The following is a 20,289-nucleotide window of genomic DNA, read 5'->3' as shown; positions in this document are numbered from 1 at the left end:
CGTATATTTACAAAAAAGCATATCAGTAACCCTTACGAAGGAAGCACCCGTAAGTCAGGCGTTTATCACGCCTTTCTAACGGGTGCTTTTTGTCGTTGGCGGAGGTTCCCCAGCTTGATCTTCTGGGCTGGAATGATAATAAGAGAAGGAGCGATTATGATGTTGAAAAGATTATGGTTTTCTATCCTTGCGATGGTACTGCTGCTCACCCTTACCCCCATTCCTTTCGCGAATGCTGCAGCCATTGAGTTCACCGATTCGGTTCAAGCTCAATTGAATGCCACGGCAGACCGGGCCGGCGGAACCGTTCGTTTGAAACTGAAGAAGCAGTACGATGATTTTAAATCGGAACGGAAACAGGTCATGGATTGGGACGATCGAATTTCTTCCCTTCGTTATGCCAATGAAGCCAAAGCTTCGGATACTCGCAAACGAATCAGCGAAATCGACAAGGACAAAATCCGCAGGCTGGAGGATCAGCTCCAAACAGCCAAATCCAAATACCAGCCGCTGTTTGATACCTATTCCGCGCTCAATAAACAAATCGCCGCAGCCAAAAAACTGAAGGACAAATCGCTATCCAAAATGCTGCAGTCGCAGGCCGGCGGCATGAAGCTCCTGGTTGCCTTGGGACGTGAGGATATACGAAACAAGCAGGCTGCGCTTACGGCGGCCAAAAAAGAGAGAACTTCCAAAGCGGCTAAAGTCCGTTCCATCCTGTCCGAAATCGATCCGTACAAAAGCAAGATCAAAGGCGATAAAAGCGCTATTACTACGCCAAATAAACTAATGACAACCGAGTGGAAAAATTTCAAAGCCGCCGTAAAGGCCAATGAATCCGCCAGAACCAGCGATGCCCTGTCCAGGCTGCTGACGCTCTCAGGGCAGATCCTGGCCAAAAAGAAAAGCATCCATACTTACGAACAAAAAATCGAGTCCGTCATCGCGCGCGCTAATGCACAATTAAGGTAACGTTTTACCGAGTCCATCCTAGCATATAGAGACATTTCGGCAATGCGATGATATAAGAACCCCCTTCCACCATGGGTAGAAGGGGGCGATGTTTAACATAAAGATTCGCATTTTATAATTCATCGAGCAACCGTTTGGAGAGGGTATTGGCATCCGGCCAATCTGGATTGATCAAGCAGCGGATAATCATATAACATCCCTTCATAGATAACCTCAAACGCCGGATGCTGAAAGAAATCATTCGGCGTTACTGCCGAGGAAGGCCGATCCCATAAATGGATTTTGCTTTGCTTCATCGCTTCGGCGACGAATTGCGAACAGAAATAGGATCGTTCCCTCGTAATATCGAGTCTCATCAGCACGCCGAACATGCCGATGAGATTATAGCCATAGGCTTCCTCTTCATCCTGGTAATGCCGGATCACGCGTCTTGCCGCCTCATATTGCTGAGGGGTGACTTCGAGACGAAGCAGAGCGCATCGCGTGCCGGGGAAGTGGCGAAAAGTTCCTTCATACACATCCTCCTCCACGAATCCTCCGACCCAAGGATTGTTGGCGCACTTTCGTCCGAAGCTGAACACTTCATTCAAGTTCTCGTCGAGCGCCAGCGAGGCATGATTATAAGGCGCAGCAGTGATTCGTTTGATCAATTTCGTAAACATCGTTCCCGTATCAGTCAGTAGAACATATATATTTTTGTTATCGGACATTTGGCTTTCCCCCACATACATTGATGAACTATTCATAGAATCCGGATTTCGTCAAATCCTTCGTTAATTTCATTGTAGTTGAGGCAAGCCGTTTCCATAACCGACTATAGGTGTGATTAGGACCTGGACCTAAGTCGAGTTCTTACCTGACCTGACGACGTAATCCATATAACTATACCCCATACAAGCGACGATAGGAAGATGGCGTCATGCCTTCGTGCTCCATAAATCGCTTGTTAAAGTAACTGACGCTCGGGTAACCCGCTTCCACTGCAATTTGTCCGATCGTTTTATCTTTATGATCGAGCAGCCATTGCTTAGCCATCTGAAGACGGCAGCGCGTCACAAAATCCATCGGCGTCATCTCCATGACGTTGCGGAATAATTTACAAAAATAGTACGTGGATACGCCTAACCTAGCCGCCCACTCTTCCAAAATAAACGGCTGTGGAGCTTCCTGCTGCATGATGGGCAGCAGCTCGTGAATTCGGTTCGCCGAATTGTTGGATTTATTATCCGATAAGGAGGACGCCTGTTCGACGAATACGGATAACAAGGAATACGTCAAGGTGGACAATTGCGCAGGCTTCAGCATGCGATGGGTTTCCGCCTCATTCAAGAGTGCTTCATGCGCTTCCTCAAAGGCCGCCGGCTGCCGAATGCTCCAAAGCTGGCTTTTATGAAATCCGCGCTCGATGAAATAATTCTGCAGGCCGCTGCCATAAAAATGGAACCAGCGGACATCCCAAGGGTCGTCCTCGCTGCTGTAATAATGCTGAGCTTGCATGGGAAAATACAGCACGGCTTCCCCTGGGCCGAGCGTATGAACGACATTGTCGATTTCAACATGCCCTTTTCCGGAAGCAACATAGTGAATATTGAAATTGTTTAAAGAACCGGCTGCCCGCGTCACCGTGTGATCCGGCTCATCCCGGTAGATCCCTACCGATTCCGGCAGACAGAAGAACGGCATTTGCGGAAGGGTCAGCAGATGGCTTTGTCGTTTCATCTCCATCCTCCTATAATGACAATATTGTTGTATAACACTACAAAATAATATTATATCAATTTTATTTCTTGTCTTTTATAATCGCAATATAATCTTAATAAGTTGTATAGGAGCTGATGAACATGACTCAAAAACTTCGTTGGGGGATACTTGGATGCGCCAGCATTGCCAAACGTTCGGTCATACCCGGTCTGCAGCAATCCCGTTTCAATGAAGTCGTTGCCATCGCCAGCCGCGACCAGGCAAAAGCAGAGCAAACCGCCGAGGAACTGAAGATTCCGACTGCATACGGCAGTTATGAGTCCTTGCTTGAGGATTCTTCCATAGATGCTGTCTATATCCCGCTACCTAACCATCTACATAAAGAATGGAGCATCCGTGCAGCGGAAGCCGGCAAACATATCCTGTGCGAAAAACCGCTGGCGCTGACGGAAGCAGAAGCGGCCGAAATGGCTGACGCGGCCGCGGCCGCAGGCGTGATTCTAGCCGAAGCCTTTATGTACCGTTATCATCCGCGATACGACGTGCTGAAGGAAATGATCGACTCCGGTGCCATTGGGGAAATTCGGGGCATTCGCAGCGCGTTTACTTTTAACAGCTCGGCCAATCATGGAAATGTCCGGTTTCGCAAAGATTGGGGCGGCGGTTCGATTTATGATGTCGGCTGTTATCCGATCAATGCCGCGCGCATCCTGCTGGATAAAGAACCGGAAGCGGTTACCGTTCAAGCCTTCTTCTCGCCTGAGCATGATCATGTCGACATGATGGCCTCCGGCTTGATCGAATTTGAAGGCAACGTTGCCCTGACCTTTGATTGCGGCATGTGGGCGGCTTATCGGAATCCCCTTGAAATTGTTGGCACGGATGGCCTGATTGAAGTCCCATACGCCTACAGCCTACCTGAGAACGGAGCAAACTTCTTCTTAACGACCGGCGATGGACGCAAAGAAATCGAGGTTCCTCATGCAAACGCATACAGCGAACAAGGTGACCGGATAGCGGAAGCCGTTTTGTACGACAAGCCTCTCCGCTACACGACGGAGGATGCGGTTCGCAACATGAAAGTCATCGATGCCTGCCTGCAATCTGCCCACGAACGTACGAGAATCGTGCTGTAAATTCACTCAAGGAGGAGATGAACATGAAATATATATCAATCAAGGGATTAAACAAACCCGTCTCTGCGCTCATGAAAGGAACGGACTATTTCTATCATGATTCGTACGAGAAAGCTGCCGCCAATATGGATGCTTACCTTGCGATCGGCGGCAATTCCGTTGATACCGCACATATATACTGCGGCGGTCAGAGCGAAGAAGTCATCGGCAGATACATGCAGGAAAGGGGGAACCGGGATCAGCTCGTCATTCTGACAAAGGGTGCCCACCATGACCAAAACGGCCCTCGCGTCAGCAAAAAAGACATCAAAAACGACATCACGACAAGCTTCGAAAGACTACAGACGGATTTCATCGATCTGTACGCATTGCACCGTGACGACCCTGAGGTTCCGGCGGGGGAAGTCATCGAGGCTCTGAACGAATATATTGCGGACGGCAGTGTAGGCGCCATCGGGGTATCCAATTGGACCTGGGAACGCATTCGGGATGCCAATGCCTATGCTGACGCAAACGGCTTGGTCGGCTTTTCCTTCAGCAGCCCGAACCTCAGCCTGGCCAAGCCGAACGAACCCTTCTGGAAAGGCTGCGTCTCAGCCGATGCGGAGACGATGGCCTGGCATGAAGCTGAACAGTTTCCGCTGCTCTCCTGGTCTTCCCAAGCGCGAGGATTCTTCACTGGGCGATTCACTCCGGAGATTCGGGACAACGCGGATCTTGTACGGGTATTTTACAGCGATGCGAACTGGGAGCGGTTAGAGCGCGCCAAACAGCTTGCTGCTTCGAAGAATGTGACTGCCATACAGATCGCGCTCGCTTACGTACTGAACCAGCCCTTCCCTACTTGCGCGCTAATCGGCGCCCAATCGGCCGAGGAATTGAAATCCTGCGACGAGGGTTCGAACATCCGCCTGACGAAGGAAGAATTAGACTGGTTAGACCTGACGATTGATCAACGATCTTGATTCCTAACGATAAAGACGCCTTGAGCCAGGATAACGTCATCCGGCTCAAGGCGTTTTATTTTCAATTTAACGTCTTCAATTCAGGCATGGAGGCCCAATCTGAAATCAGGTAGATGAACCCGTGGTTCCCGGGCCCCCCTACTCCTGCAAACTCCGCAGATATTGTTCATATTCTGCCGTAAATTCGAGCGCCTCGCTAAAGTCCGCCGACTTCAGTGAAAGGACCGCAACGACGTCTTCCTTGCCAGTCTCATGCAAGGCTAGAATACGCGGCTGCCTTGGGACCCGAAACTGGGTATGGTCGTGGTATACGATCGTGACGATGGTACCTAGCGGCTCTTCCTCCGGCGACAAAACGGTGCTCCACATCCAGCGCTGCTGGTCGGTTCCTTCCTCGCTTCCCCATTCCCTTGAAATGTCGAAGTCGCCCGGGAATTTCGGTGCGGGACGTATTCCCATTTCCTTGAGCTGCCTGTGTACCGGCAAGAATAACAGGTTTAAATACGTCCCGTACGCCATATCCCCACCCTCGTTGTATGCCCTTCGCAGTTTTTCCCGGTTATCGGTAAGCACCTTTTCCCAGTTCTGTTCAATATGTTCGGAAATATAGCTTCCGATGGCTTCGATCGGTTTGTCCTGCTGTGCTTCCAAAAATGCTTGCAGCGGTTTCAATGGATTCATATTAACCCCTTTCCATTTCATGGATTTTTGGATGTACCTCTCCAGCTTACAACATTCATGCAAATTGTAAGATTTGCTGGATATATGGCCCATATTAGGGGTGAACCTTATCATGTGCTTTAAACCTTTAAAGCCTGAATCCCTGCAGCATGCCGGCAATCACATGCATGGTTTCCTCGATGCCCTTATCCGTTTCCGGCATTTGTGCCACCAACAACGAGCATTCGTTTAAGGCTCCGGACAGGGCATGCGTCAAGGCATCAACCGGAGCGGCCTTCATCATTCCCTGATGCTGCATCAAGGCCAACTGTTCCCTCAGGTGGCTCATCGAATTCTGCTCGTCCATCTCGCGCCATGACTCCCAGCCTGCGACACTCGGGCCGTCAATAAGCATAATGCGCTTATTCTGCGGTTCGACCACGGTCGCAATAAAGGCCCGACATCCAAACAGCAGCTGATCCCAAGGATCCACGTAACGGTCGGCTTCCGCCTCCACGCGCTGCCCAATTTCCGTCTGCACTAATTCGAGTACGGCGAGAAACAGCCCTTGTTTATTCTTAAAATGATGATACAGCGCGCCGCGGGTAACATGAGCTTCGTCGGCAATCTCTTCTAAAGCCGCATGGGCATAGCCTTTTTCCGCAAACTGTGCCCTGGCCACCTTTAGCAGCAGCTGTATGGTTTCGTTCGCTTCGCTTTTGGTTCTTCTCATGATTGCGTTATTCTCTCCTATGCATCATTCGGATGCTGTTCTCAAGGACGACGGAAGCCCCAGCATTTCCTGGTCTTACACCCTTCGCCATGGAGCTTAGCGAATGCTGACGGATCCATGGACGGTATTATCAGATGATTCCGGATGTAAAAGTCAGCGGCTTGCGGCTTTTAATAAATGCCCCCGAGGAAGCTCCGGTACATGCGGCTTACCTCAATCTGACAGAAAATCCGCAAGCTCTCTTACCGAAGTAATCCTTCTGCGCGAAAGGCTGTACTCATTCGCCGGTGCCGTCATCCTTCGTGGACCACACCTCTTCATTATACTGCTCCATAAAGGCTTGGGAAGGTGGAATGATCTTAATCATATCGATCAGCACCCCATTCGGGTCACTGATAATAAAATGCCGCTGGCCGAACTCCTCATCACGAATGTCCAGATGAAGCGGCAGCTTTTCATGGATGACCAGCCTTTCGTACTCGGCATCCACATCCTCCACCTCAAAATTGAGTATCAGCCCCTGTACACGCTGCTGATAAGCAGAGGGAACCGTCGGGTGATCTTTGGACAGGATCGCCAGCTCGTAAGCGACGGGTCCCTCGATTCCCTTCTTCAAGCTTACATACCAATCCGCTTCAAAAACAACCTCAAAACCAAACAACCGTGTGTAAAAGTCTGCGCTTTCGGCAATCTGTTCTGTCATGATGACGGGATAAAATCCTTGAAGTTTCATATGGAAAACATCTCCTTGTATATGGAATGATCCCAATTTAACATACATACAGCATGTATGTAAATAATATTTTTTGAAATTTTTCATAAAAAAAGAACCTGCGGACCGCAGGTTCTTCGTTGGCTACCACAACAAGCTGACTGCCAATAGATTGAACAATGCTAAAGGCAATACGACATTAGGATTGGGGCCGTACGGCACAAATGGAGGGTATCCCGGGTAGAAACCTCTGTTGCCTTGTTCTACAAGAATGTACACATTCTTTGCATCGACATTTATGACGATACCTTCAACGGCTTCATCATCCATCGTATGCACCCTTACCTTGCGATTCACCACGTTTTTCATGGCCGAATGGGCGCTTTCTCTATGTTTCTTCATGGAATGTACCAACTGGTGATCGCATTGAAACAGCATTTGCGGTTGAGTTGAATATTGGTTCATGTTGCTCCTCCTTCATTCTCTTCTACCCGCATTGTATGCAATTGCCCTCTCAAGGGTGTTCGCCTATCCGCAATCCGTTTAATGCACCGCCGATACGGGTATAGTACAACCAGATGAAGGAGGTTAGACATCATGGACAAACGAAATATACAAACGGGGCCAAGCAGCTTTTACATTGAGGACAACGGCAAAAAAGTAGCCGAAATTTCCTACTCCCCACAAGGAAACGGAGTGATCAGCATCGATCATACCTATATTTCTCCAGGGCTACGGGGTCAAGGCATTGCCGATGAGCTCGTACGAAAAGTGATCGGATACGCCAGGGAAGAAAACTTGAAAATCATCCCCGCTTGCTCCTATGCCGGGCATTATTTTGATAAAAACCTCGACGATCGCGTACTTCTGCACAAATAAATATGCTATTAAACAACCTTGGCAAACATGCAATCAAAAATGAAGCATCTGTTAGTTTGAACTTGGCCAGCCATAAGAATGCTCCCCTTATCGGTTGGCTTTCGCGCGCCCGGATTTTCAGTCAGTATTTAACTTTGGTATTTTCTATTGCGATAGAGCGATCCTATCCTCTATGATCAAATGGTATAGCTTAGCTTAGGGAGGCAATTATTAACATGATGCAAACAGCGGAGAATTGGGTCTGGGAACAGATGTTTGACAAATTGCCTTTTGGGGCGATCCTGATTTCTGCGGTTGACGAGCCTGTTGCGATGGTGAACGACCGATTCTGCGAAATAACGGAATCCAAGCGTTCTGACCTGCTTCAGCTCAAACCTTCCGAAATCCAAGTTCTATCCAACCTATCTTTTCAACAAATATTGCAATCATTGATATATGGCCCAACGTCCACTCTCTCAAGAGAATCTTATTTTATTCGCCAGGACGGGCGCCAAGTGCATGTCGCCGTGAGTATCTCCCTGCTGGAGCCCCCTCACAAGACAGGACACCGTGGATCATGTGCTGCCTGGAACCCGGGACCGTGCAGGAGGGGACTGCTTTGCCGCCGATCATCAAGAATGACGAGCTGCTGGCACTGATTTCAAAAAGCGGACAAGACCTCATATCCATCAGCAGCGCCGACGGCATCATCGAATACATCTCACCTTCTGCCACTGACATACTGGGATACACCCAAGAGGAAATGTTGGGCCAACACCGCGGTAAATACTACCATCAAGTCGATTCCGAGCAAATGAAGGAACCAGGCAAACTATTTTCGGAGAAAGATAGTTTTGTTCGACGCATTCGCCATAAGGAAGGACATTATTTATGGTTTGAAACGTCGTTTCAGCTCATTCGGGGTGCTCAAGGTGAAATTGACAAGGTACTGGCCATAGGACGAAACATAACCAAACGTAAAACGGATGAGGATACGCTGGCCCATGCGCAGCGGATTGCCAAGATCGGTTCCTGGCGCTGGGACTTGATCACGCATACGCTTACCTACAGCGATGAAATGAGGCGAATTTACGGGTATCAGATCAATGCCATCGAGCCAAATCATGACGCGCTGATGTCCCTGGTCATTCCGGAGGATCGCGAACGGCTGGAACAGGTTGTGCGCACGGCCGTACAGGGTAAAGCAGACGAAATCATATACCGGATCCAGCTTAAAGACGGACAAATCCGAACCATCAGAGCCCAGTGGGAGGTCACCGTTACGAACGAAGGAAGACCTATGGAGATGGTCGGCATGGCACAGGATATTACCGAACAGGTGATGATCGAGCAGCAGTCGCTGGAGAATGAGAATAAGTACAAGCTCATCACCGAAAATTCGCTCGATTTCATATCGCGAAGCACCATTGACTGCTTTACGTTTCTTTACTGCTCCCCTTCCTGCTACGCCCTGCTCGGGTATCGCCCCGAAGAGATGGTCGGCACCAGTACTTTTGACTACGTATACGCTGAGGATATTGCGCCGCTACAGGACTATTTAGAGAATTGCCTGGAAGGCAAAATGCTCACACCGATCACCTTCCGCTATATACATAAGGATGGCAGGCACATCTGGTTTGAGGTCAATTGCAAATATATCAGCACGCAGGGTGATCAGAAGAATGAAATTATTTCGATTGCCCGCGACATTTCCGAACGAAAATTAATGGAATTTAAGCTGAAGGAAAGCGAGCAGCGCTACCGCTCTCTGTTCGAGTACAATCCATCCGCCGTATACTCCATGAATTTGGACGGTGATTATATAACGGCCAACCAGAATCTGCAGGAGCTGACGGGATATACGTTAGACGAGCTCATCGGAATGTATTTCGGGCCGATTGTAGCGGAAAAAGACATGGCTCGCACGCTGTTTCATTTTAATCAAGCGAAGGAAGGCATACCCCAAAGCTATGATCTGACCATCATTCATAAGGATGGACGCCCCATCGAAATCAATACCATCAACATTCCGATTTTCGTGGATGACGAAGTCGTCGGCGTTTATGGCATTACCCGGGACATCACCGAACGCATTCGGACGATGGAAGAGATCAAGAAGCTCAGCCGGGAGCTCACCTTGTTGCTGAATACGGTATCGGAGGGCATCATCGGTCTGGACATTCACGGGCAAGTCGCTTTCATCAATCCGGCCGGGGCAGCCATGCTTGATTACGAACCTGCAACGACCATTGGAAGACCGTGCGACCAGATCATCAAGGAAATTCGCCATGACGGTACTTTCTATCGCGGGGAAGATTCTCCTCTCGTTCAGGCAGTCAAACAAGGCGTACCGCTGTCCAGAGCCGAAATCGTACTCTGGCGAGGAGACGGTACCAGCTTTTTAGCCGATTATCAGGTTAATCCGATTTGGGATCAAGGAGAGCGCAAAGGCGCCGTCATGGTATTCCGCGATATTACGGACGAGAAAGAGATCATCCGCGCCAAGGAGAACGCCGAACGGGCGGATCAAGCAAAGACGGAGTTTCTCACCATGATGAGCCACGAGCTCCGGACGCCGATGAACGGCATTATCGGGATGATCGAGCTGTTAAGCACGACAGAGCTAGACGAAGACCAACAGAATTACATCCATATTCTCATGGAGAGCAGCGGCTCGCTGCTGCACATCCTGAACGAGATCCTCGATTTCAGTAAAATCGAGACCGGCAATATGACCCTTAATCATGAACCGATTGATTTGCGCTCCTTGCTCGAAGTCGTCGTTGATTTATTCTCGGCGAAAGCCAAGGAAAAAGGGTTGTCCTTATCGTTCAACATCAACAGCGCCAATGTCCCCGACGTGATTATCGGCGATGCCCTGCGGCTGCGGCAGGTGCTTGTGAATCTCATCAGCAATGCCATCAAGTTCACGCATGAAGGCAGCATAACGTTGAACGTGGAAGGACTTCGCAGGACGGGCACCCAAGAGTTCACGCTTGCTTTTCAAGTAAAGGATACGGGAATCGGCATAGCGCCCGAGCTCCAGCATCAGCTGTTCACTTCCTTCTCGCAGCTCCATCCATCTTTGAACCGTAAATATGGCGGTACCGGATTAGGGCTTGCGATCAGTAAAAAGCTGGTTGAGCTGATGGGCGGCGTCATTGGCGTCGAGAGCCGTGAAAATGTCGGTTCTTCCTTCTATTTTACGATTCCGACCCATACGCTGCAGGATGTTCACACGAACCCGTAACATTCGGTCACTTTTCGTTCTCAATTGATCTGCGTCAAAAAAAGGTGATCCATGGCTTCTTATGCTGTGGACCACCTTTTTTCTCGTTTTCGCACCGAGTGATCGGTTTCGTTCTATTGGTAGAGGGATTCCAGTTCGTCTACCAGTTTGCCTACATAAGCCACCGCTTTGGAAATCGGCTCCGACGTGGACATATCGACGCCCGCCATGGCCATCAATTCCAGCGGGCTCTTGCTGCCGCCGGCCTTGAGCACTTGAAGCCATCGGTCCACGGCCGGTTGGCCCTCCTCGCGGATCAGCTGCGCCGCAGCTGTTGAAGCGGTCAAGCCTGCCGCATAGGTGTAAGGGTATAGTCCCATATAGTAATGCGGTTGCCGCATCCAGGTAAGCTTCGCGCCTTCGTCCAGTTCCACGGCGTCTCCCCAAAAATCGGAAAGCACTGCACCCTTAAGCTCGGACAGCTTGTCTGCCGTAATCGGTTCATCGGCCATCGCATGGCGGTATACCCTTCTCTGCATTTCCGCTTCCAGAAGGTGCGTCACGTAATTGTGGTAATAGGTGCTCAGCAGTTGGAGAATGATCCAGCGCCGCATCCGCTTATCCTCGGATTGACTCAGCAAGTGATCCGCCAAGAGAAGCTCGTTCATCGTTGACGGCGCTTCGATAAAATACATGGACGGACGGGCATTGGTGATGCGCTGATAGCGTGCAGCGAGCATCAAATGGCCCGCATGCCCTACCTCGTGTGCTAACGTGAAGGCATTGCGCATATTGTCCGCCCATGCCATCAGGATATAGGAATGCACTCCGTAAACCGATGAACAGAACGCTCCTGTAGATTTGCCGATATTATCGGCATAGTCCACCCAGCGCTTGGAGAACGCGGATTCAACGATCTCGCCGTATTCGGGACCAAGAATCGACAAGGCGCTGGAGATGGTGGCACAAGCTTCTTCATAGGTTACGCTTGGATTGAAATCCGGATCCATCGGCGCTTTCAAATCGCAGAACAGCATCTGATCCAGACCAAGCTCGCGTTTCTTCAGCTTCATCAGCCTGCGCATATGCGGAGCAAGCTCTTTCAGAATCGTATCGTGGATATGAGTGTACATATCCATTGTCACTTGCTGGGGCTTGAGCAGCATATCCGTAACGGAGTCATACCCGCGAAGCCGGGACAGCACCACCTGCTTCTTCACTTCCGTGGCGTACGCCTCGGCAAAAGTGTGACGCGCCCCCTGCAGCGACTTCGTAAAAGACGCATAGGCTTCGCGCCGAAGCTCCGTATCCTCGGACATTTCGTAGGAATTCTCGTACAGACGGAACGAGACCGGCTTGGTTTCATCATTCACTTGAATGTCATCAAAGGTCATATCCGACAGCTTGCTGCGCAAATAGATGCGGTAAGGAGAACCGAGCACCTCGCCCAGCGATGCAAGCACGCTCTCCGTCTCAGGACTCAAGCGGTGAGGCTTGGACTCCAGCAGCAGCGTCAAGCTTCGGGCATAAGGCGCCAGCCCTTCTTCCTTCGTTATGTAATGCTCGATGGTTCCGTCCTGGAGGTCCAGCAGCTCCGATTCAATAAAAGTTAAGGAGGACTGGATGCGGGACAACACATCGCCCGTTTTGGCCGAATTCGCCAGGTTGGACGGGTTGGTTCCGTCTTCCGACTGACGCAGTCTGGCATATGCCCCGACTCGGCCGATGCTCTCCATCAACGCTTCCTGTTCATTTAGGCATTCGAGAAGTACAGATGCACCATCGCCTAGCCTGCCCTTAAACCGCGTCAATTGAGCAGCTTGCGATTCAAGCGCTTTGAGACCCGCTTCAAATTCTTCTTGCGAGACAAACAAATCATCCAGATTCCAGGTAGCCTCGATTGGAACCTCACCTCGTGTCAGCAATTTCCCCATGGATACAGCTCCTCTCCTGTCTTAAGCGATCACTGGCTGCTGCACGGCTTAAGGATTAGCAGCAGCGTCACCCTTCCATCTTATCACAGTTTTTTACGGGAAACGCCTCCTCATTTAAGCCTTGACTTCCGACCGTGTTTATGGATATAGTTAATCCATACTCTTATCTAAAGGAGAGATTTTGATGTCGGTGGTCGTTCTTAACTAACCCAATTTCATATGGATCGAAATGTAAAATTCTGGGCATTTCCTTTTTGGGGATATGTTTATTTTTTGATGGATTCTCATTTCGTCCGTTGAATTAGTTAAGAACTGCGGATATCAATTGAAGCCCCTTTAGGGTTTATTTCGATATGATATGGTCATCCGTGCTGAGTTCAGCACGGATTTTTTGGGTCTCCCCTCTTTACTCAGCGGGGTTATTTGGAGCTGTCCCACGCCATATCCATCGGAATAACGGTCTTTGGGCGGAAAGCGAACCTGAGTAGTTCGCTTTCCGCCTTTTTTGCGTTGTATCACCTTCCACCATTTTAGTCTAAAGGAGAATGTAACCCATGAAGCCATTGGCATTAAACAAATTGGAGTATGAGAAAATACGCACCGAACTCGAACGCTTTGCTGTATCCTATCTGGGCATTTCGCACATTCAGAAGATGGCCCCCCTCACCCAGATGAAGGCCATCCGTAATAAGCTCAATGAAACGGAGGAAGCCAAAACCCTGCTGCAAAGCGGGGCTAGCGTGCCTATTCCCTCACTGGAGGGCGTTGAGTTGATCCTGGATTTGCTCGGCACCGGATATGTCCTGTCCGAGCGCGATTTCGGCCATTTGGTCCAGTATCTCAGAAGCTGCCGTCAGCTCATTCAATATATGGCCGCCAAGAGCAGCATTGCTCCGACGATCAGTTCCTACGCCTCTTCCATGCATGAACTGCGCCCGCTCCTGTCCGAAATCGAACGCAGCATTCATGCCGGCCGCGTTGTGGATGGCGCCAGCAAAGACCTGGCGAAAATCCGCAAAAAAATCATCGTAACCGAGGAACGGATCAAGCGTAAGCTCGACAGCCTGATGAGCCGTTACAAAGGGATCATGCAAGAGCATGTCGTCAGCAAACGCGGAGGACGTTACGTGCTGCCCATCAAGAAGGAACACCGAAAAGCCGTGAGTGGCTCGATTCTGGATGAATCGGCCAGCGGGCAGACGGTATTCATCGAACCAGCCGATATGCAGGGGCTTCAGATGGAACTGAACCACCTGCAAGCCGATGAGGTCCGGGAAGAAACCAAAGTGCTGAGCGATTTGACGGCACTCGTCGAGCAGTATCAATACGAACTGAGAACCAACGCCGATACCGTCGGAATCTACGACTACATCATAGCCAGGGGCAAATACGCGATTTCCATCGGAGGGCGCAATGTGGATCTGAACCAGGAGGGATTCATCCATCTCAAATCCGCGGTTCACCCTTTAATCGGCTCCTCCATGGTACCGCTGGACTTCACCATCGGGAAACGATATAAAACCTTAATCATAACGGGTCCAAATACCGGCGGCAAAACTTCAGCGCTGAAGACGGTTGGGCTGATCACCATTATGGTTCAGTCCGGTTTGCTGGTTCCCGTAGCGGAGGGCAGCCATTGCGCCGTCTTTGACGAGGTGTCCGTCGACATCGGGGACGGGCAGAGTTTGGAGCATGCCCTGAGCACATTCTCGGCCCATATCCGCAACATCCGCGACATTTTGCAGACGGCCGGCAGGTCCACGCTGGTATTGCTCGATGAAATGGCTTCCGGAACGGACCCGGGTGAAGGCGTCGGGTTGTCCATCGCCATTCTGGAAGAGCTGTTTCAACGTCAAGCAACGGTCGTGGTCACTACCCATTTTACCGAAATCAAAAATTTTGCCGATCGCACGGCAGGCTTTGAGAATGCCCGCATGGAATTTGATGCCGACACCCTCGAGCCGCTCTACCGCCTGCGGATTGGTGAAGCCGGTCACAGTTATGCTTTTGTCATCGCTGCTAAGCTGGGGATTCCGGAAGCGATCATAGCCAGATCGCGGGAAATCACGGAGGCGGGGACGACAAGAGGTATTGCGGCCTACAGTCACGAGGATAGCTCGGACACCGAAGAACGGGCCGGAGAACCAACCCCGGGTGAATACGATTCCTTCCCTATCGAGGGTCCGGATCAACCCGTAGACGACAAGAATAAAGAAGACGAAGCCCCCGCCTCTTCCCTTTATCAGCTAGGAGATCGGGTCTATGTGCCATATTTGAAACGAAGCGGCACCGTTTATGAAACCATGGACGCTAGAGGTCATATCGGTGTCATGATTCAACAGGAGCGTTTGAAAATCAACCATAAACGGTTGAAGCCCTATATTGCGGCTAAGGATCTCTACCCGGAGGATTATGATCTGGATATCGTTTTTGAAAGCAAAGAGAACCGGAAGAAGCGCAATTTGATGAAGCGCAAGCATGTTGAAGGATTGCAAATTGAAACGAAGCCGGAGTAACGATGCCTGGATCGATAAGTCGGCCGAATGCACGAACACGAATAACGAAATAAAGAAACATGAACCATATATTGAAGGAGAGATAACGATGAACATACGTACCGAAACCAAGAATGATTATGAGCAGGTCAACGAGCTGCTCATCCAGGCTTTTTCCGGTCAGGAAGAAGCGATCCTGGTACAACGATTGCGGGAAGACGGAGCTTTTGAAAGGGAATTGTCCATGGTTGCCGAAGAGGACGGGATCATCAAGGGTCATATTATGTTTAGCCGGGGGAGCCTTCTTGACGGCGATCATACCCATCGGGTAGCTGCGCTAGGGCCGCTGGCTGTGCTTCCGAAGTATCAACGGCAGGGGATCGGCGGGCAACTGATTGAAGAGGGGAAACGGCGGTGTCTCTCGCATGGCTATCCGCTTGTGTTTCTGTTCGGCCATCCTTCGTATTATCCGCGTTACGGTTTTGTCCAGGCCCGAAACCATGGAATCGATGTATCCCAATTCGCCGTTTCCGATGAGGCGTTCATGGTCGCCGAGCTTCAGCAAGGCGCACTTCATGACCTTCATGGCGAATTCCGTTTTCATTCCGCATTCGAAAATTTGGGGTAAGCCGAACTTCATAGACCGTGTCATCCGAGTGGTAGGGTTGAGGCAAGCAATCCTTGGTGGCATTCAGCTTTCAATATGTTGTACAATAAAGTCTAAATGACTATTTGAAGGATGGTTTTCAACATGTATGTAGCTCAAGGTTGGCAAGATTACGAGGTCATCGACACCGGTGGCGGTGAGAAGCTGGAGCGCTGGGGCGATGTCATTCTACGGCGTCCGGATCCGCAGATCATTTGGCCGATTGAACGTGAAGACGGACAATGGCGCAATGTACACGGACATTATCACCGCAGCTCGTCCGGCGGCGGGCAATGGGACATGAAAAAGCAGCTGCCGGATCGATGGACCATCTCGTACGACCAATTGAAATTTCATATCCGACCGACCAATTTTAAACATACCGGCTTGTTCCCGGAGCAGGCTGCGAACTGGCGCTGGATGATGGACAAAATCGCTTCCGCCGGTCGTCCGATCAGCGTGCTGAACCTGTTCGCCTATACGGGCGGAGCTACCGTCGCTGCGGCCTCTGCCGGTGCTCAGGTCGTCCACGTGGATGCTGCGAAGGGGATGGTTCAATGGGCCAAGGAAAACGCTGCATTGTCCGGCCTGGCTGACCGCCCTATACGTTATATTACGGATGACGTGTTTAAATTCGTGCAGCGGGAACAGCGTCGGGGAAACAAATACGATGCGATCATTATGGATCCTCCCTCTTATGGGCGCGGACCAAGCGGAGAAACGTGGAAGCTGGAACAGAGCCTGTATCCATTCCTCGAAAGCTGCATGAGCATCGTATCGGATAACCCGCTGTTCATGCTGATTAACTCCTACACGACCGGCATCTCCCCGACCGTTCTGAACAACATGCTCACCATGACCATGAAGCCGAAGTACGGCGGATTGATCAGCGCAGGCGAAATCGGATTGCCGATTACCCGCTCCGGCATGAACCTGCCATGCGGCATCCTGGGCAGATGGGAGTCCTGATTCGATGAGCAGACGGGGACCAGCAACGTATCCGGCCGTGCCGATTCTTTTCGAGGATAATCATGTGTTGGGCGTAACCAAGCCGGTCAACATCCCCTCGCAGGAGGATGCTACCGGTGATCCCGACATGCTGACCATACTGAAACAGGACATCAAGGAGCGTTATGACAAGCCGGGGAACGTTTTTTTGGGATTGGTGCACCGCCTTGACCGTCCCGTGGGCGGAGCGATGGTATTCGCTAAGACGTCCAAAGCCGCCTCCCGATTATCGGAGGCCGTCCGGAGCCGCAGCTTCCGTAAGCAGTATGTAGCGGTCGTTCACGGTGTTCCAGCGAAAACTTCAGGCCGGCTCGTGAACATGCTGTACAAGGATGCGAAAACCAACACCGTCCATGTTACCTCCAAAGGGACGGACGGAGCCAAGGAAGCCATTCTGGATTATACGGTGCTACAAGCAGCGGAAGGCGTAAGTCTTGTCCTGATCGAGCTGCACACGGGCAGACCGCACCAAATACGTGTTCAGCTCAGCCATGCGGGTCATCCGCTGTTCGGCGATCAGAAGTATGGAAGCAAGGTGAACAAGGCCGGCCAACAGATTGCCTTATGGTCCGTGTTGGTCGGGTTCCCTCACCCTGTTACCAAAGAGGACATCTCCATTCGTTCCTTGCCGCCTTCCGTTTATCCCTGGAGTATCTTCAATATGGACCAGCTGGGATCGACATGACGAACCTATCAATGTATGTTAAAAAAACGAAATCCATCATTGGATTTCGTTTTTTTGTATGTCTACGCCTAATGCTATGACTATGTAATTAATTACATATAATGTAATATTTTATCCCTCTATCATAATATATTATCCCTTTACTTTTAACAAAGAATGGCAAAGAATAGTAACCAGAATAGATTAACATTTTTTAGTTGATTTGTACAATCATGGTATGAACCTCATCTTGGGGTTTATATAGATCACGGTTGCCGAGGAGGAGGATGATCAAGGATAATCCATGAAGGGAGTCGCTAGCCGGTTCGGTCCTGTTTAGTGCAGAGCAAGTAAACCCGCAGCATAAGGAGGTTTGATCAGCAGCAGGAGTCCGCTGAATTTCAAATTCAATATTCAAGGAGGTATTTGTTATGGATCAGGCTCAGTGTCAAACAAATCACCGCTTGCATTTGAAACCGCTGTGGATTTTTTTAGGAAGCACACTGTTGTTTTTCACCATTATGATCATTACGGCAAGCAGCGTTTCCGCTCATGGTTATATCGAATCACCGGCCAGTCGTGGTTATAAGTGCAAGCTCGGCGAGAACGTCAACTGCGGCAGAATCATCTATGAACCGCATTCCCTGGAAGGGAAAGGGAACTTTCCGATCGGCGGACCGGCGGACGGCCAAATCACCGGTGCCGGAATCTTTACCGAACTGTATGAACAGACGCCAACCCGCTGGAGCAAGGTAAACATGAACGGCGGGCCGAACACGTTTAAGTGGGTGCTGACCGCAGCCCATGCTACATCCGATTGGAAATATTATATTACGAAAAAAGGCTGGGATTCCAGCAAACCCCTCGCACGCGCAGATCTCGAATTGTTCTGCTCCTTCAATGACGGCGGCAAACAACCGCCGAACACCGTAACCCATACTTGTAACGTACCTACCGACCGCACCGGCTACTATCTCATCCTCGCCGTATGGGAAATCGCCGATACGGGAAATGCCTTCTATAACGTGATCGACGTGAACCTGAATAACGGCAGCGGCAATCAGGACACGCAGGCACCGACCGTGCCGGCGAATCTGAGAACCACAGGGGTTACAAGCAGCAGCATTTCGCTCGCCTGGAACGCCTCTACGGATAACGTAGGAGTCACAGGCTATGAAATCTATCGAGGCTCCAATCTAGTGGCAACGGTATCCGGATCCACCCTGAGCCACACCGTTACCGGCCTGCAAGCAGGCACCTCCTATACCTTTACGGTAAAAGCCCGTGACGGAGCAGGCAACGTATCACAGGCGAGCAGCCCGCTAACCGCCAGCACATCAAATCCCGTTCCGGACACCCAAGCTCCGACGGCTCCTGCCAATTTACGATCTGCGGGATCGACGTCCACAAGCGTATCATTAGCCTGGAACGCTTCCACGGATAACGTCGGAGTAAGCGGCTATGAGGTATATCGGGGCACCACGCTGGTTACGACGGTGTCCGGCAGCACGCTATCCTATACAGTTGGCGGATTATCGCCAAACACGACCTATAGCTTTACCGTAAAAGCACGCGATGCGGCAGGCAACGTATCCCCAGCCAGCAATGAGCTGCAAGTCACCACGGCGGACGGCTCTGTACCGGAAACTCCGGCCTGGGCTCCGAATACTTCATACCAGCAGGGAGCTTTGGTCACGTATGGAGGCAAAACCTATGAGTGCCGCCAAGCCCATACGTCCCTGCCTGGATGGGAACCCGCTAACGTGCCGGCTTTATGGCTGCTTAAGTCTTAACTTCTTTAAATTATGCCAAGGTTCGTTAGTGACCACGTGACTAGAAAGCAATATTAGCAAAACAATGAAACCGCCCCCAAAGTCGAAGCTGCCGCAGGCAGCCAGACATGGGGGCTTCTGTGCATTCCATGTAGGGTGCTGGGTCAAAAATGCCTACGCCTCGACCAGAGCCTCCTGCGGAGCCGTGCTGATCTTTCCCAATAGATAGACAAGCAGCTGTTGATTATGCGAGGATATGCGGTTCAAGATCCGGGAAAGGTACTCCTCCCTAACCTGTAATCCGCGCGTATATTCCTCGCGTCCTTTATAGGATATCGTCACCCAGACGATCCGTCTGTCATTTGCGTCCCGTTCCCGTTTGATCAATTCGTTCTTCTCCATCCGGTCCAATAGCATCGTTACGGCAGCCGGACTTGTAGCCAGGTAAGGAATGAAATCGGAAGGTTTCATCCGCTTCTGCTCAGCAAGCACTTCCAGCACCATGAGTTGCGACTCCGTCAATGTCGGGGCCAATCCGGCTTCCATATGGAGTTTATAATCCTTGGCCAGCTTGGACCACACCTTGGCGAATTCGGCAGTATGCATGTTTATCCCGTCCCTTCCGTTATGTCTGTCATGATCAAACATCGAAATACCATCTGAGTTTGCGGAACTGTACTCCGATGAATGAACTTCCGTTTGAGCCAGCGTCATGATTTTCATAATAGTTTATAGGATTAACTTTTCGCTGGACGCCAGCCAATATCCTTCTTTTTTCGTTAAAAAATATAATTTCCAATCAAG

Annotated in this window: 18 protein-coding genes; 10 read left to right on the top strand and 8 right to left on the bottom strand. The window is 50.5% G+C overall.

The window, feature by feature from the left end; genetic code table 11:
• The first annotated feature begins 156 nt into the window (after positions 1-156).
• Complete coding sequence (locus P0X86_RS12565; protein WP_277748596.1) at positions 157-972, top strand: hypothetical protein; 816 nt, start codon at positions 157-159, stop codon at positions 970-972.
• Positions 973-1,091: 119 nt separating this feature from the next.
• On the opposite strand, the gene P0X86_RS12560 is transcribed toward P0X86_RS12565, so the two are convergent.
• Complete coding sequence (locus tag P0X86_RS12560; RefSeq protein WP_192572430.1) at positions 1,092-1,682, bottom strand: hypothetical protein; 591 nt, start codon at positions 1,680-1,682, stop codon at positions 1,092-1,094.
• Between the two features lie 172 nt (positions 1,683-1,854).
• On the bottom strand, positions 1,855-2,691 hold the full coding sequence (locus P0X86_RS12555) for a helix-turn-helix transcriptional regulator (protein ID WP_277748595.1): 837 nt from the start codon (positions 2,689-2,691) through the stop codon (positions 1,855-1,857).
• A 122-nt stretch (positions 2,692-2,813) separates the two neighbouring features.
• Between P0X86_RS12555 and P0X86_RS12550 the strand changes: the two genes are divergently transcribed.
• Both P0X86_RS12550 and P0X86_RS12545 read left to right on the top strand, forming a co-directional pair.
• Positions 2,814-3,809 carry a Gfo/Idh/MocA family protein gene (locus P0X86_RS12550; protein WP_277748594.1) on the top strand — a complete coding sequence of 332 codons (996 nt, stop codon included), beginning with the start codon at positions 2,814-2,816 and terminating at the stop codon, positions 3,807-3,809.
• Positions 3,810-3,832: 23 nt separating this feature from the next.
• The gene (locus tag P0X86_RS12545; protein WP_015734618.1) at positions 3,833-4,774 is read left to right on the top strand and encodes an aldo/keto reductase; all 942 of its coding nucleotides are present in this window, start codon (positions 3,833-3,835) and stop codon (positions 4,772-4,774) included.
• 138 nt (positions 4,775-4,912) lie between these two features.
• Here P0X86_RS12545 and P0X86_RS12540 read toward each other — a convergent pair whose 3' ends face one another.
• The 4 genes from P0X86_RS12540 to P0X86_RS12525 all read right to left on the bottom strand — a co-directional run bounded on the left by P0X86_RS12540 (position 4,913) and on the right by P0X86_RS12525 (position 7,344).
• Positions 4,913-5,455 (bottom strand): DUF6022 family protein, encoded by a 543-nt coding sequence (locus P0X86_RS12540; protein ID WP_096773515.1) that lies wholly within the window; start codon positions 5,453-5,455, stop codon positions 4,913-4,915.
• A gap of 127 nt (positions 5,456-5,582) precedes the next feature.
• A complete protein-coding gene (locus P0X86_RS12535) occupies positions 5,583-6,167 on the bottom strand; it encodes a TetR/AcrR family transcriptional regulator (RefSeq protein ID WP_213577846.1) in 585 nt (194 codons plus the stop codon).
• A gap of 277 nt (positions 6,168-6,444) precedes the next feature.
• Entirely contained in the window at positions 6,445-6,900 is a 456-nt protein-coding gene (locus P0X86_RS12530; protein WP_192572434.1) for a VOC family protein, read from the bottom strand.
• A gap of 123 nt (positions 6,901-7,023) precedes the next feature.
• Positions 7,024-7,344 (bottom strand): hypothetical protein, encoded by a 321-nt coding sequence (locus tag P0X86_RS12525; RefSeq protein ID WP_015734614.1) that lies wholly within the window; start codon positions 7,342-7,344, stop codon positions 7,024-7,026.
• Positions 7,345-7,476: 132 nt separating this feature from the next.
• Between P0X86_RS12525 and P0X86_RS12520 the strand changes: the two genes are divergently transcribed.
• Together P0X86_RS12520 and P0X86_RS12515 are read left to right on the top strand one after the other, a co-directional pair.
• Complete coding sequence (locus tag P0X86_RS12520) at positions 7,477-7,758, top strand: GNAT family N-acetyltransferase (RefSeq protein ID WP_192572435.1); 282 nt, start codon at positions 7,477-7,479, stop codon at positions 7,756-7,758.
• A gap of 598 nt (positions 7,759-8,356) precedes the next feature.
• Positions 8,357-10,987, top strand: a complete 2,631-nt coding sequence (locus P0X86_RS12515) for a PAS domain S-box protein (protein WP_277748593.1) — start codon at positions 8,357-8,359, stop codon at positions 10,985-10,987.
• 113 nt (positions 10,988-11,100) lie between these two features.
• On the opposite strand, the gene pepF is transcribed toward P0X86_RS12515, so the two are convergent.
• A complete protein-coding gene (gene pepF / locus P0X86_RS12510) occupies positions 11,101-12,900 on the bottom strand; it encodes an oligoendopeptidase F (protein ID WP_096773328.1) in 1,800 nt (599 codons plus the stop codon).
• A gap of 554 nt (positions 12,901-13,454) precedes the next feature.
• On the opposite strand from pepF, the gene P0X86_RS12505 reads away from it, so the two are divergent.
• From P0X86_RS12505 to P0X86_RS12485, 5 genes are all read left to right on the top strand, one after another.
• A complete protein-coding gene (locus P0X86_RS12505) occupies positions 13,455-15,416 on the top strand; it encodes an endonuclease MutS2 (RefSeq protein ID WP_192572438.1) in 1,962 nt (653 codons plus the stop codon).
• An 88-nt stretch (positions 15,417-15,504) separates the two neighbouring features.
• The gene (locus tag P0X86_RS12500; protein ID WP_192572439.1) at positions 15,505-16,023 is read left to right on the top strand and encodes a GNAT family N-acetyltransferase; all 519 of its coding nucleotides are present in this window, start codon (positions 15,505-15,507) and stop codon (positions 16,021-16,023) included.
• A gap of 123 nt (positions 16,024-16,146) precedes the next feature.
• Positions 16,147-17,010, top strand: coding sequence for a class I SAM-dependent methyltransferase (locus P0X86_RS12495; protein WP_015734608.1), 864 nt, complete (start codon positions 16,147-16,149; stop codon positions 17,008-17,010).
• A gap of 4 nt (positions 17,011-17,014) precedes the next feature.
• A complete protein-coding gene (locus P0X86_RS12490; RefSeq protein ID WP_213577838.1) occupies positions 17,015-17,734 on the top strand; it encodes an RluA family pseudouridine synthase in 720 nt (239 codons plus the stop codon).
• 410 nt (positions 17,735-18,144) lie between these two features.
• Positions 18,145-19,506: a lytic polysaccharide monooxygenase gene (locus P0X86_RS12485; RefSeq protein ID WP_213577836.1), complete on the top strand. Its 1,362-nt coding sequence runs from the start codon at positions 18,145-18,147 to the stop codon at positions 19,504-19,506.
• Positions 19,507-19,659: 153 nt separating this feature from the next.
• On the opposite strand, the gene P0X86_RS12480 is transcribed toward P0X86_RS12485, so the two are convergent.
• Positions 19,660-20,091, bottom strand: coding sequence for a MarR family transcriptional regulator (locus P0X86_RS12480; RefSeq protein WP_277748592.1), 432 nt, complete (start codon positions 20,089-20,091; stop codon positions 19,660-19,662).
• Positions 20,092-20,289 lie beyond the last annotated feature (198 nt).

The sequence above is a fragment of the Paenibacillus sp. BR1-192 genome (genome assembly GCF_029542445.1).
GTDB lineage: Bacteria > Bacillota > Bacilli > Paenibacillales > Paenibacillaceae > Paenibacillus_AQ > Paenibacillus_AQ lautus_A.
The sequence above is the reverse complement of the archived record's forward strand: the minus strand, read 5'-3'. Positions and strand labels throughout refer to the sequence as shown.